Annotated in this window: 11 protein-coding genes and 1 tRNA gene; 7 read left to right on the top strand and 5 right to left on the bottom strand. The window is 36.9% G+C overall.

Features of this window, described 5'->3' with window-relative positions; all coding sequences use genetic code 11:
* Positions 1-9 precede the first annotated feature (9 nt).
* The 4 genes from J4051_RS08165 to J4051_RS08150 all read left to right on the top strand — a co-directional run bounded on the left by J4051_RS08165 (position 10) and on the right by J4051_RS08150 (position 2,372).
* Entirely contained in the window at positions 10-594 is a 585-nt protein-coding gene (locus J4051_RS08165; RefSeq protein ID WP_208233380.1) for a TMEM175 family protein, read from the top strand.
* 12 nt (positions 595-606) lie between these two features.
* Positions 607-1,500, top strand: coding sequence for a 23S rRNA (adenine(1618)-N(6))-methyltransferase RlmF (rlmF, locus tag J4051_RS08160; RefSeq protein ID WP_208233379.1), 894 nt, complete (start codon positions 607-609; stop codon positions 1,498-1,500).
* A gap of 4 nt (positions 1,501-1,504) precedes the next feature.
* Positions 1,505-2,221: a bacillithiol biosynthesis deacetylase BshB1 gene (bshB1, locus tag J4051_RS08155; protein ID WP_208233378.1), complete on the top strand. Its 717-nt coding sequence runs from the start codon at positions 1,505-1,507 to the stop codon at positions 2,219-2,221.
* Between the two features lie 75 nt (positions 2,222-2,296).
* Positions 2,297-2,372, top strand: a tRNA-His gene (locus J4051_RS08150).
* Between the two features lie 149 nt (positions 2,373-2,521).
* Here the strand turns inward: J4051_RS08150 and J4051_RS08145 are convergent.
* On the bottom strand, positions 2,522-4,957 hold the full coding sequence (locus J4051_RS08145; protein ID WP_208233377.1) for a TonB-dependent receptor: 2,436 nt from the start codon (positions 4,955-4,957) through the stop codon (positions 2,522-2,524).
* 209 nt (positions 4,958-5,166) lie between these two features.
* Positions 5,167-7,566 (bottom strand): outer membrane beta-barrel family protein, encoded by a 2,400-nt coding sequence (locus J4051_RS08140; RefSeq protein ID WP_208233376.1) that lies wholly within the window; start codon positions 7,564-7,566, stop codon positions 5,167-5,169.
* A gap of 190 nt (positions 7,567-7,756) precedes the next feature.
* On the opposite strand from J4051_RS08140, the gene J4051_RS08135 reads away from it, so the two are divergent.
* Both J4051_RS08135 and J4051_RS08130 read left to right on the top strand, forming a co-directional pair.
* Positions 7,757-8,803 (top strand): sensor histidine kinase, encoded by a 1,047-nt coding sequence (locus J4051_RS08135; protein WP_208233375.1) that lies wholly within the window; start codon positions 7,757-7,759, stop codon positions 8,801-8,803.
* Positions 8,800-9,528: a LytR/AlgR family response regulator transcription factor gene (locus tag J4051_RS08130; RefSeq protein WP_208233374.1), complete on the top strand. Its 729-nt coding sequence runs from the start codon at positions 8,800-8,802 to the stop codon at positions 9,526-9,528. Before J4051_RS08135 ends, J4051_RS08130 begins: the two co-directional genes overlap by 4 nt.
* Positions 9,529-9,727: 199 nt before the next feature.
* Here J4051_RS08130 and J4051_RS08125 read toward each other — a convergent pair whose 3' ends face one another.
* From J4051_RS08125 to J4051_RS08115, 3 genes are all read right to left on the bottom strand, one after another.
* Positions 9,728-10,507, bottom strand: a complete 780-nt coding sequence (locus tag J4051_RS08125; protein ID WP_208233373.1) for a S1/P1 nuclease — start codon at positions 10,505-10,507, stop codon at positions 9,728-9,730.
* A gap of 10 nt (positions 10,508-10,517) precedes the next feature.
* On the bottom strand, positions 10,518-11,870 hold the full coding sequence (locus J4051_RS08120; protein ID WP_208233372.1) for a DEAD/DEAH box helicase: 1,353 nt from the start codon (positions 11,868-11,870) through the stop codon (positions 10,518-10,520).
* Positions 11,871-12,060: 190 nt separating this feature from the next.
* Complete coding sequence (locus tag J4051_RS08115) at positions 12,061-12,951, bottom strand: aldose 1-epimerase family protein (RefSeq protein WP_208233371.1); 891 nt, start codon at positions 12,949-12,951, stop codon at positions 12,061-12,063.
* Positions 12,952-13,032: 81 nt separating this feature from the next.
* Here J4051_RS08115 and pabB point away from each other — a divergent pair, with 81 nt between their 5' ends.
* On the top strand, positions 13,033-14,322 hold the full coding sequence (gene pabB / locus J4051_RS08110; protein WP_208233370.1) for an aminodeoxychorismate synthase component I: 1,290 nt from the start codon (positions 13,033-13,035) through the stop codon (positions 14,320-14,322).
* Positions 14,323-14,337 lie beyond the last annotated feature (15 nt).

The raw sequence follows: 14,337 nt of genomic DNA, 5'->3' as shown, positions 1-14,337 counted from the left end.
TATATCATTATGAACAAAGGTAGGATGGAAGCATTCACTGACGGTGTTTTAGCAATTATCATCACGATTATGGTGTTGGAGTTAAAAGTGCCTCACGGTGGTGAGTTTAAACATTTACAGATTGTGCTTCCTGTTTTTGGCAGTTATGTACTGAGTTTTATTTATGTGGCTATTTATTGGAACAACCACCATCATATGATGCAAACCGTAAAACAAGTATCCGGATCAATTTTGTGGGCTAATATCCATTTACTTTTTTGGTTGTCATTGATTCCTTTCGTGACCGGTTGGATGGGTGAAAATGATTTTACCACGGCATCGGTAACTTTATATGGCGTTGTGTTGCTATGTGCTGCCATTGCCTATTTTATGCTACAGAATTCGATCATCAAAAACCAAGGAAAAGAGTCTATATTGGCGTCTGCTTTAGGGAAAGATATTAAAGGTAAGATATCACCAATTTTATATATCTGTGGCATCGTCGGTGCTCTAATTGATGTTCGGATTGGGGGCGCCATTTTTATTCTGGTTGCCTTGCTGTGGTTAATTCCAGATAAAAGAATAGAAAATAAATTAAAAGAGCTTTCTCACTAAAACATAAATAATTTGCATAAAAACTCGCTTCACATTAAAAAATACGATTTTGATGTACTCACAAAAAACCATGAGGCTTTGAAATCTTATGTCTTTGTCAATGACTATCAAACCCAAACCATTGATTTCTCTAATCCTGATGCGGTAAAGGCTTTGAATACTGCATTGTTGTTTACCCATTACAATGTAAAATTCTGGGAGTTTCCTGACGAAAATTTGTGCCCACCAATACCTAGTCGTGCAGATTATATGCACCATCTGTCTGATTTATTAAGACGAAGCCAGTTAGAAACTGATATCAAAATATTGGACGTTGGTGTAGGTGCGAGCTGTATATACCCTCTATTGGGAAATGCTATTTATAACTGGAGTTTTGTAGGTACCGATATTGATGAAAAGTCCCTTCAAATTGCGCAAAAAATTATAGATGAAAACAATCTTGGGAATGCCATTGAATTGCGTCATCAAAAAGATTATCAGCATATTTTAAAGGGAATTCTTAAGTCATCGGATAAATTTACAGCTTCGGTTTGCAATCCGCCATTTTATAAAAGTCAGGCAGATGCTCTCGAAGCAACCAAAACCAAGTTGAAAGGGTTGGGCAAAGGAAACGATAAACTCGTTAGAAACTTTAGTGGTACGCCGAAAGAGTTGTGTTACGCTGGTGGAGAAAAAGCTTTTTTGCACAATTATTTATATGAAAGTTCACAGTATAAGCAGCAATGCTATTGGTATACAAGTCTGGTGTCAAATGTCAGTCATGTGCGATCCATGGAAGCTTCTTTGAAAAAATTGGGCGCAACAGAGTTTCAGGTTTTGGATATGATCCAAGGCAATAAAGTGAGTAGAGTAGTGGCTTGGTCATTTTTGACCAAAGCAGAACAAAACGATTGGATTAAAAATTAAACAGATGAAATTAGATATATTGGCTATTGGCGCACATCCGGACGACATTGAATTGGGTTGTGGTGCTACCATTGCAAAAGAAGTTCATAACGGTAAAAAAGTAGGAATTATTGATCTCACACGTGGTGAATTAGGGACGCGGGGAACTGCAGAAACCAGAAAGTCGGAAGCCGAAGACGGTGCTAAAATTTTAGGTGTTGTGGTGCGTGAGAATATGGGTTTCGCGGATGGTTTTTTTATAAATGATAAAGCCCATCAGTTGGAACTTATCCGAATGATCAGGAAATACCAACCTGAAATGGTCTTATGTAATGCTATCAGCGATCGGCATATTGACCATGCAAAGGGCAGCCAATTAGTTAGTGACGCTTGTTTTTTAAGCGGATTGGTAAAAATTGAAACAGAATATGACGGAAAAACTCAACAGCAATGGCGCCCAAAATTTGTGTACCATTACATTCAATGGAAAAATATTGAGCCAGATATTGTGGTAGATGTGTCGGGATTTATGGATAAAAAAATGGAGGCAGTTGCGGCTTATAAAACGCAATTCTTTGATCCTGAAAGTAAAGCACCCCAAACGCCAATCAGCAGTAAAAACTTTACGGATAGTATTGACTACCGAGCCAGGGATTTAGGGCGATTGATAGGAACAGAGCACGCAGAGGGTTTTACAGTGGAGCGGTATGCTGCTGTAAAAAGTTTATTCGATTTAGTATAATTTTTTTGGCAAAAGGCTTTGTAAACATTAGTAAATAAATTACATTTGCAGTCGCATTTAAGGATGCGGCTACATGGTGGTTGTAGCTCAGTTGGTTAGAGCATCGGTTTGTGGTACCGAGGGTCGCCGGTTCGAGCCCGGTCTTCCACCCAGAATTTAAGCCTTCAAAGTAATTTGAGGGCTTTTTTTGTGCGTCGTTGCTTTATAAAATACTGTTGGTGTAAAACGCCAAAAATGGCATTTGATTAGGACGCGAAATTATTACTAAACGAAGTCGAAGTAAGGATTATGATACTGTTCTTAAAACTCAAACACAATTCCTAAAGTAGGCAATGGATGCCCACTTTTATTATCTAAAATAATAGGAATGGCGTTGCTTCCGTCCATTTGAATTGGTTGCCCATCGGTAGTTTGGAATGCCGTGTTATCAGCATTACGTTGAAATGTGTAATCTGGATTCGATTCACTCTTTTGAATTAGTAAATTTTGAACATCCAAATACACCGCAAGTGATGTTTTATTGAAATTGAATTTTTTATCCACTCGCAAATCCAACTGGTTATAGTTTAACAATCTGTTTTGATTGAGCAGGTCCACATCAAGCACACCTTGTCCCAGCAATAAATAATTTTGTTGGGAAGCTGGCATATCAAATGGGGTATATGGATTTCCTCCCGCAAAACGATATTTTAGGCCCAAATCCCAGTTGTTATTAAATTGATATCCTAAGGTCGCAGAAAATAAATGGCGATTATCCCATGATGATGGTTTTAAAATGCCATCAGCACCCGAGAACTTACTCACCACATAAGAATAGCTTGCAACGTAGAAGAGTCGATCTGTCATTTTTTGTTGCACGAAGAATTCCAAACCATAAGTTTGGCCATCACCGATAGATAAGATGCGTTCACTTCCCACCGACCCAAATTGTGTGCCTTGATTGGCTTGCGACACACCAGTAGATTCAGAAATTGGATAATCAGAATACTGCTTAAAATAGCCTTCAAATGTAAATCGTAAAGATCGATTAGGAAGGAATTCTGTACCAAGTACATAATGCGTGGAACGTGTGTATTCCAAATCCCGATTTATAAAATCGCCATTGTCATCCTTATAACCCAATGATGTATAAATTGGTACTTTGTAATACGTACCTAAAGACCCATTGATATTCCAACGTTCATTCAGGCTATAAGAGGCAGATAGGCGTGGTGATAAGGTTTTTAGAGGGTTATTGCCAGTATTGGTAAAGCTATTCATGTCCGTACGAATCCCACCGGAAATAAGGAGCCTTTCATTATAAAATCGTTTCGCAATTTGTGCAAACATGCCGTATTTAAAGAAGTTAATTTGGCTATTGAATGAAATCGTACGTGCAGGAGAGATGACAGTGCCATCTTCGTTTTTCAACTCGTTACTTATTTTATTAAAGACATCTCCAAAATACCCAACATACTGCGCATCCAATCCCGAAGAAAAACGCCATCCGTTTACAAATTTATTATAATCAAACCTAAATTTGTTTTCAATTTCATCAGAATTTACCAACAACGTCCTGTTTTGTTCTATTCTTTGCTCATTCTCAAATTTGTCAATAGTGGTGTGAAACATGTTTCTGCTCAAAGCAAAATTCATAAACCCATTTTCGATTTTTCTATTTAAGTTAAAACCCATAGTATAGGTCCATTGATTGATATATGGCGTTGAACGAAGGATGTAAATGTCCTCAGGTGTCGATTCTTTTGTTTTTGCAAAGCTGAAATCATCTATCGCTCCAAGGCCAATGGCAGTTAAAGTCGTTTTGTCATTAAATTCATGGTTTACCTTATACTGAAAGTCGTAGAAATCTGGGCGAATCGGCAAGTCTACAATATTAAAAAGTAGGCCTAAATAGGATTTTCGAACGGAACTTAAAAAAGTGGTCTTAGGAGATAGAGGCCCTTCTAAGGTTAAGGCTGTTTCCGTTAAACTTACACGAACATTTCCAGAAAACCGATCGGGATTTCCATTGCGCTGTTTGATTACAAAAGTAGAAGCAAGAGCATCGTTATACTTTGAATCGAATGCTGATGTTGTTAGTTTTAAACTTTCGATAAAAGACACATTCAAGATGCCTTGGGCACCGCCCGAACTTCCTTGGGTTTGAAAATGGTTCAAAACGGGAATTTCTATGCCGTCTAAATAATAAACATTTTCATTTGGTGCGCCTCCGCGAATAATAATGTCATTCCGCTCGCCAACGCCATTACTAAGACCAACTCCAGGCAAGGTCTGAACAACTTTCGAGACATCAAAATTGCCTCCCGGATTGGATTTGATTTCTTGAGAGGTCAATTGTTGAACAGATAGGGGCGTGACCATATCTGTGGTTTTTGCCGAAGCATTTCTGTTAAAACTAATGATTACGCCTTCAAGAACCTCCGATTCTGGCTCCATTTCGAAGTTAATGATCCGATCATTTCCCGAAGTTACTTCGATACTATATAAGGTGGATGTCCTGTAGCCTAAAAAAGATGCGGTAATAGAATAGGTTCCCACAGGCAGAATCAGATTAAAACGTCCAGTATCATCCGTTGTAGTTCCTAACGAAGTTTCTTCAACTAAAAGGTTGACACCCATTAGAGCTTCCAAAGTGTTTTTGTCCTGAATATTTCCAATAATTCGGCCTTCTTTCTGCGAAAAACTAGAGAAACCGATTATTAAAAAACTAGAGAAAAAGAACAAAAACTTATTCATTATCAATTAAGTTTAGAGGTGTTTAAATAAAGCCTTAATCACTATCGTTAAGGGCTGTTGTGGAAATTTATAAAATCAATTCAGGAATTGTAAAGATGAGATTAATCTAATGAAATAATTTAATCAATCTTTGAATTAATTGTATGGATATGTTGAAGACTAACTCATTCATGAAATACAATTAACAATGACTTGTAAGATTTCAAAAGTTACAATCTATTCTTTTCCTCCTCTATTCCTGTATCTCTACTTCTAGCTTTTTTAATGTCACTTCCACCAAAATTATAGGCGAGGTTAAATTGAACCTGTCTGCTGTCGCTTCCGCCACTACCATCAATTCTTAAATCACCAAACTGAGTTGTACCGCGCCATGATGACGTGTATAGGATGTCATTAAACCCTAATTTTGCTGAAAGTTTATCGTCAAAAAACTTCTTTTGGAACGCAATGTTTAATGCTCCTAAACTCTTAATTTTATAAGTTCCACTCCAAATGGCAGGCGAACTATACCAACCTGAAACTTCAGCATTAAAACTTTTGGTAATTTTAAAGGTGTTTTGCGCAAAGAGACTTAAAGTGTTTTGCTCAGTTGATAAAAAGTCTTCATTTGTGGCCTCATAAATACTTCTGGATGCATTGGCGGTAAAATAGATGCTCCACCAATCGTTGAATTTTGTAGGATAAGAAATCCCGAGGTTAATGACCTTCTGATTGGCCACATTTCTAGGACTCATAAAGTTCTGGTCATCGCCTACGGCTTCAGTGACTTGTGCTGAAAAACCCTTCACAAAACTGTAGCTTAAAGAGGTGTTCAATCTGTAGTTATAAGTGTGTGAAAATTTTATATTGTCCGTATATTGAGGCTGTAAAAATGGATTGCCCCTTAAGAATGTAAGTTCATCCACTTGATATTCAAAAGGGTTTAAACTTTGGTAATTAGGTCTTTGTACTCTTTTACTATAGATTAAGGCAAAAGAATTCGTCCGATTGTGCTGATAGGTTATGCCGCCACTTGGAAAAAAATCAATGTAACTACGATCTACTTGGGCATTTTGGTCTTCCTGTAAGCTTTTCAAAATACCATCTGAATTGGTTTGCTCCACACGCAAGCCTGCTTGGAAATTGAATTTCTCATAGGTTCTGTTGAAGTTCACATAAGCCGCATTGATGTTTTCATCATATTTAAACGTATTGGTTCGATTTACATTGATGATGTCCTCTCCATTGATTCTATCAAAAAAATCAAACTTATTGTCCGTTACAATTTTAGAATATTTTGCACCCAGTGAAAGTTTCCCATTTAAGAAATCTTGTTCATAATCTATTTTTGCGGTAACAATATCAATCGTTATTGGCGTATCCATAAAGTTGATGGATTCGCTTATCACTTCTGTTTCGGCTCCGTTGAAGTAACGGTTTGGCTGAAGGTTGGTCCTGTCTTGGGTGTACTTGCCATAATCCAAATCCACATTAAAACTTGTATTATTATCAAGTTTCAATTTATAGTTAAGATTGCCGTACAAATTTGACGTTTTTGAATGGGAATCAGTGCCTGCAACCAACACGGAGGTGGGATTGGTATTGCCTTCTGGAATAATAGGAGTTCTCGACTTACTTGTATTTTCGTTGTCACTAAAGTTCCCGGTTAAAATGATTCCAAAAGTTGACTTTGAAGTTGCGAAATAGTCAAATCCCAGACGTAGATTGTTATTATTCACATTGTAATTACTGTTAGTTTTAGAATCGAAAATAGTGTTGTTCTGCAGCCTATAAAGATTCATGTATCTTGTGGTTTCGCCAAATCGGTTACTATAGGAGCCGTACAAACTGGTTTTTTTGTTGCGATTATTTAAGGAGATTGAATTATTAAACGTCGCGAAATCACCAATAGTAACGCCAGAAGCCAAACTACCGTTAGTCCCCAAGGTTTTATCCCGTTTAAATTTGATGTTGATGATTCCGGCATTTCCCTCAGAATCATATTTAGAGGACGGTTGTGTGATAATCTCAATCGCATCAACATCGGTAGCCTGAATGGTTTTTAGATAGTTGACCAAATCTTCACCACGCAACATGGATGGCTTATCATCAATATAGATCAAAACGCCTGCTTTCCCTTCTACAATTAAATTTTCGTTATTGTCTATCAGAACTCCAGGTGCTTTTCGAAGCAGTTCAAAACCGGATTCACCAGCAATACTGATGGATTTTTGCACATTGAAAACCATTTTATCAGCTAATACCTGCACCATTGGTTTTTCGGCTTTAATAGTCACTTCATCCAAAGCTTCGGAATTGGCTTCAATAATAAAAGCGTCCAATGTTTTGTTGTTATCTGAAATAGTAAACTTTTTTGAGGTATAATCTTTAAAGCCCAAAGAAGTAATGAATAACTTGTAATTGCCATTGGCAATATTATCTATTTTAAAAGTTCCGTTTTCATTGCTTATTACTGCTTTTACGAAAGTTCCGTTTTCAAAAGTCAGTAAAGACAGAACACCTGCATTGACAGGATTATGTTCTTCGTCCAAGACTTTTCCATCGATAATATGCTGTGAGACACATAAATTAACAATTAATAATACAGCTATAGTTACAAGTGTTTTCATTTGATTTTTTTTTAATTCGATGCAAATATGAAGAGACTGCTTAAGGTATGCACGTCTATTCCGATGAGTTGGACAATTAAGAGTTAAATAGGCTTGGACGATTGGTCGAGCCATAAGTCCACTCGTCTCTTTTATGTTTTAAAATGCGTCGATAAGGTTTATATTTAACCCCTAATAAAATTTACAATCAATGAAAAACGTGACCAAAAAGGAAATCTTAATTGGTGTTTTATTTTACGTGTTTTTCTCGTTGTTGTATCGCCTCGTTTTGTGGGCCTACAGCGGAGGTTATGAGCGTGACGGGATTTTTGGCTGGGCAGATTTGAAAGGGTATTGGTTGGATTCTGGAATGCAATATTTATTTTATTTTTTTGCCTCCCTTTTGATTTGGTTCTTGGCCATTTACATGCTGAAAAACAAAAAGACCATTTTACAGATTGCTGTTGTCGTCATCTTGATTCCTATCGTAGTTTATTTTATCAGGGAGGGACGCTATGCCTTTATGGATTCAATTGGTGCTGATAGATTTAGAGGCGCAGGTACTATTTGGGATTGGTATATTCCTTCATTATTTATGATGATTCAGTTTGGTTGCCTTTTTGCCTACCGATATTTTAAAGAAAATCAAAAGAAAATAAAACTGGAAGGTGAGCTTAGAAATGCAGCATTAAAAAGTGAATTATCCGCAATAAAAGCCCAATTGAATCCACATTTTTTATATAACATTTTCAATACCATAAGTGCATCAGTACCTTCTGAAAACGAAAAAACAAGACATATGATTGCTGAATTATCAGATTTGTTTCGGTATCAACTTAAAGCATCGCAAACAGAATTAGTGCCTCTAAAAGATGAATTGGATTTTGTGAAAAAATATCTCGATTTAGAAAAAGAACGCTTTCAAGAGCGTTTGGAAATTGAAATTGATGTTGAAGAGGCCATCTTGAATGATATGGTGCCACCAATGTTGCTGCAACCTTTGGTAGAGAACTCTGTAAAACATGGCTTATCTTCTTTGATTGATGGTGGAAAGATTTTTATTGGCATTCATAAAGTAAATAACAAACTGATGTTTGAAATCTCAGATACTGGTGTTGGAATAAAAGATAAAAGTGATGTTTTTGATAAGGGTGTTGGTTTGAACAATACGCGTTTGCGATTGGAAAAGATGTATCAAAGCACATTACAATTAAATGATAATGAACCACAGGGATTAAAGGTGAGTTTTGAGCTATGAAAAAAGTAATTATTGTTGATGATGAATCTGCAGGAAGAAAGTTAATTAAGGAATATCTTGAAGACTTCATGGAGTTAATTCTATTGGGAGAAGCGAATAATGGGGTAGATGCCGTAAAGATTATCAACGAATTTAAACCTGATCTAGTGTTTTTGGACATTCAGATGCCTGGAATGACGGGTTTTGATGTTCTAAAGCATTTAGAGGAATTGCCTCAGATTATTTTTTCCACTGCCTACGACCAATATGCCCTAAAGGCTTTTGATGTACATGCGGTTGATTATTTGTTAAAACCTTATACTAAAGAAAGATTTAAAGTTGCGATAGAGCGCTTATCAAAGTCTTCTGAAAACAACAGAGCACGACCTTTAGCAGAAAGCTTACTTATAGAAACGTCTAAATATCCTGAACGTATTTTGGTTCAAAAGCAGAATAAACTTGTGACTATTGCTGTTGAAGATGTGATCAGAATTGAAGCTTATGGCGATTATTCTAAATTAGTAGTCACGGATGACACTTATTTAAGTAATTATGGAATTTCTACGCTCGAAGAGAAGTTGGATGATTCTGTTTTTATTAGGGTACATCGTTCTTCAATTGTCAATCTCAATAAGGTCAAAGAACTGAGTAAGTACACTAAAAGCTACGATATCACCATGGAAAATGGAGATGTAGTTAGGGTGAGTAGAGGATATATGAAGAATATTAAAAAATTGATGTATTAAAATCAATAGTGTACGAGAAAAGAGACGAGATGCTTCAAAAAGCTCAGCAATTTCAACTGAAATAAAAAATCAAGGGCTTAGGTTAAACGTGTAAATTCCTGGAAATGTAATTTTGGGTGTTAGTTCGGCAACTGCGATAAAAAACAGAAAATAATCTATGGCAGTTACTAAATGTTAATTTTAAAATCTTCTTCTTGTATCAAAATAAATCATTCAAGATCTTCGCTAATCTAATCCCTGCGATTTGCATTTGATCTCTTGCAACGTTCAGAAACTTATAGGAATAAGCATAGCCCAAGTTTTCATCTTCTTGGACGGATGCATACACATGATTTGCTAATTTTTGAGTGTCGTTGACCCAATCAATAACAGAACCTTGTTGAAGAAACTTAACTTGCTTTTTTGATAAAAATTCAGCGTTTTTAGCCAGTTCGCTATAACTCATATTATAAGATTCAATCATTTGACTATCCCATACGCGATGAAGATTGGTATCTTTATAATGCCATTTTACTTTGATATCGTTGCCACCTCGATCTTCTTCACGACCAATATGTAAAGGTTGGTGCAAATCGCCCAGCAAATGAATCAGCATCTTTAAATAAAAGGTTTTGTCGGCATCAGAAGCATTATCGTCCTTAATGACTTTTTTGCAATAGGCAATTCCGGTTACTAAATCGCCTTTTGGGTTTTTTTTGGACGATTCATAATTTTCGTCAAAGGACATGTTCACGTAATGCCATGTTTCAAATTCCTTATAGCGTGGATCTGCTTTGATTTCATCACCAAAAGTAGATACCAATGCCAGAGATTGATGATTTAATATTTTTTTGAGATGACGTTTTGTTTTATTATTGGTATGCTGATCTGCGATTGCGCCTACAACGCGATGTCCGGTGGGACCCCATTTTTTAGTGGCGTAACTATTGGAGTTAAAAAGCAGGACTGCTGTAAAAACAAAAACAAATATCGATCTCATAATTCTATAGCTATTTTTTCTTATTTCGTTTATTGAAATTTTTGTCACCTCTTGATTTAGGTTTTTTATATTTCTTCGCGATGTCTCTTTTGTAGGAACCTCCTTGATTGACCTTTTTGTTTTTCTCTTTTTTCTCATGAAAGGCAGGACCTGGAAGATCTTCATCACGTCTTTTTATGGGGTTATAGTGCTCCTTGTTCTGCGGACGCTCTTCTTCAATCAATTCTGTTGAAAGTGATACAGCATCAGGAATTTCTTTTAACGGGATTTCCATTTGCATCAACTCCTCAATAGCGATGACCCACTCTTGTTCAGCTTCTGTTGAAAACAATAGAGCTTGTCCCTCACGTTCCGCACGACCAGTACGTCCAATACGATGCATATAGTTTTCTGGAAAGTGTGGCGTGTCAAAATTGATGACGTGACTAATGTGGTCAATATCGAGTCCGCGGGCCATAACATCCGTAGCAATCAAGATGCGATTTTTACCTTCTCGGAATTGCTCGATACTCCGCAATCTGTAATTTTGAGTTTTGTTCGAATGGATGACGCAACTTTCAGTAGGGAAAAGCTCTTCAATTTTGTCGAATAATAAATCCGCCATTTTTTTAAAGGCGACAAAAATCAAGACTTTGTTGAAAGTTTCCTTATCGCTGAGCAAATGCTCCAAAAGATTTACTTTAGAATAAAAATTGGGCACATTATAACGCCCTTGATTGATGTTTTCTAAAGGTGTCCCTGAAACTGCAATAGTAATTTTTTCTGGTTCGGTGAAAAAATCAGTGATCAATGCGTCCACATCATCGGTCATCGTTGCCGAGAACATAATGTTCTGACGACGTTCCGGAAGAATATCGAAAATATTTAAAAGTTGGTACCTAAATCCCAAATCGAGCATGACATCCACTTCGTCGATCACCATTTTCTGAATGGACTTTAATGGTAATACATGGCTCACCGCCAAATCAAATAAACGACCGGGGGTGGCCACAATAATATCCAACCCCTGTGCAACAGCCTGTCTTTGAGTGTTGATGTTGACCCCACCATAAATACCAAGCACTCTCACATTGATATATTTGGTTAGCTTTTCAATCTCCTCAACCACTTGCACGACCAATTCACGTGTTGGCACTAAAACCATCACTCGCGGATTGTCCTGCTTGGAAAACGGCAAGTTTTTAAGAATGGGCAACATATAGGCGTACGTCTTGCCCGTACCAGTCTGTGCAATACCCACCACATCTTTTCCAGAAGCTACTACATTAAATGCTTGTTCCTGAATTGGGGTAGGCGAGGTAAAACCTAAATCGTCTAAGGCGTTATATAACGGGGTGTTTAAATTAAGGTTTTTAAAGCTCAAGGTGTTTGATGTTTTTTTTATGTTAAATTATTGATGGGTTATAACTTTTAATTTGATAGAGCGTATGATTTTATTTCAAACCGACAACCGACAACGGACAACCGACAACGGACAACCGACAACGGACAACCGACAACCGACAACCGACAACCCACCTTTATTCTCGCCAAAGTTAAAACTAATAAACAACTTATACTAAATGCCTATCGTGTATTTCAATGCTGTAAGATGCGCTGTAGGTCTTGTTTTTTCCTAAAGCCACGATACCTTCTTTGTCTTTAAATACATAATTGCTATCCTCAGAATCAGCTAAGCCTTGCCATGGTTCAATACAAACAAAGTTGGCATTCGGTTTTGCCCAAATTCCTAAAAAAGGAAAATCCTCGAATCCAAAATTTAAAATTTCACCATGATTTTTGCTAATCAATGCAACGTTTTTCGATATTAAATCTTTGAAAACCAACGCGTCCCTATCAAAGAGATGTGCATGTAGCGGAATCGTATCTGATGTTTTAAAAACAGTTTCTGTTTCCGATGTGAATAGCCCTGTATTTATATTCAGTAAATGCGTAGGGGAAGTTTCAGCATGTTCAAATTGCAAACTGTAGTCCTCATAAGATTCCCCAGGATATAAAGGACACTTAAATGCTGGATGTCCACCGACCGAAAAATAAATGGATTTATCATCTATATTTTTAACGGTATAGGTGATTTTAATTTGATTTTTAACCAATGAGTATCTCACCAAAAACTCAAATTTAAACGGATAATTGAGTAGCGTTTCTTCAGAATATGTCAATTTAAAACTCAAGAGGTTTTCACTTTGTTCAGTTAATTCAAAAGCGTCGTTGCGTCTTGCAAAACCGTGTCTTGATAGGTGATAGGTTTTGTTTTCATAGGTAAATCTACCATCCTTCAATTCGCCCACAATTGGAAATAAATTGGGTGCATGCCCACTCCAAATTTCAGGATTGCCATCCCACATAAATTCTAAGCCATTTTTCACAGCTGAAACTTTTTGTAATTCTGCGCCTACAGGATGGATGGCTATTTCCAGAAATGAATTCTTTAATGTAAACATGGATTTGCTATTTTTAACTAAAATACAAAGTTCTTAATTAGTTTGTAGAATCTCATTAACTTTACCTCGGAAAATTTAGCCTTGAGAACACAGCACACCTATACCATCCAATCCCCTAATTTTAAGACCCAGCTTTTGCAATGGAGCCAACAATTTGAAGAAGTTGTTTGGTTGGATTCCAATAAGCATTTTCAAAAACATGGCAGCTATGATGCGGTTTTGGCTGTAGATGCATTTACAGGGATCACTACAGATAGCCATCAGGCATTCGATAAACTGCACGAGTATCAAAGCGTGACCAAGGATTGGATTTTTGGCTATTTGACTTACGATTTAAAAAATGACCTTGAAGATTTACACTCCAATCACTTTGACGGCTTAAACTTTCCTGAATTATTCTTTTTTCAACCGAAGAAAATTTTTCTGATTAAAGAGGATGTTATTGAAATGCACTACTTGAAAATGGTGGATGACGAATTTGAGTCTGATCTTAAAGAAATAGAACAATGGACAAAGAATAAAGTTGATCTTGTTTCAGAAAAAATCAACATAAAACTAAGATTGACCAAGGACCAATATTCTGAAAAGGTCAATAAGATGTTGGCGCACATCCATAGAGGCGATATTTATGAAGCTAATTTTTGTCAGGAGTTTTATGCTGAAGACACGCAAATTGATCCGTTGGAAACCTATCAAAAGCTGAACAGTATCTCAAAAGCGCCATTTGCTACGTTTTTTAAAAATCAGCATTATTATGCATTATCGGCATCTCCCGAGCGCTATTTGCAAAAGGAAGGCACAATGGTGATTTCACAACCTATAAAAGGAACAGCTCAGCGTTCAACAGATCCAATAGAGGATGAACATCTCAAAGAGGAGCTCAAAAGCAATCAGAAGGAACGCAGTGAAAATATTATGATTGTGGATTTGGTACGGAATGATCTCTCACAAACCGCCATTAAGGGCAGTGTCGAGGTTGAAGAATTATGTGAAGTTTATAGTTTTGAGCAGGTGCATCAATTGATTTCGACCATCACATCTGTGGTTGGAGAAAAAACACCTCCTGTAACCATTATAAGATCTACGTTCCCTATGGGAAGCATGACAGGTGCGCCTAAAATTTCTGCAATGAAAATTATTGAAGATCTTGAAGAAACCAAACGCGGACTCTATTCTGGTGCCATCGGTTATTTTAGTCCGACCGGTGATTTTGATTTTAACGTCGTCATCAGAAGTATCCTATACAATGCGCAAAACAACTATGTGTCCTATTCCGTAGGTGGCGCCATTACCGCCAAGAGTGACCCTTTAAAAGAATATGAGGAGTGTTTGATAAAAGCGAAAGCCATGCGAGAAGTGCTTGAAAATTAGTTATATTTAGTATTG

The sequence above is a fragment of the Gelidibacter pelagius genome (assembly GCF_017581925.1).
GTDB lineage: Bacteria > Bacteroidota > Bacteroidia > Flavobacteriales > Flavobacteriaceae > Gelidibacter > Gelidibacter pelagius.
The sequence above is the reverse complement of the archived record's forward strand: the minus strand, read 5'-3'. Positions and strand labels throughout refer to the sequence as shown.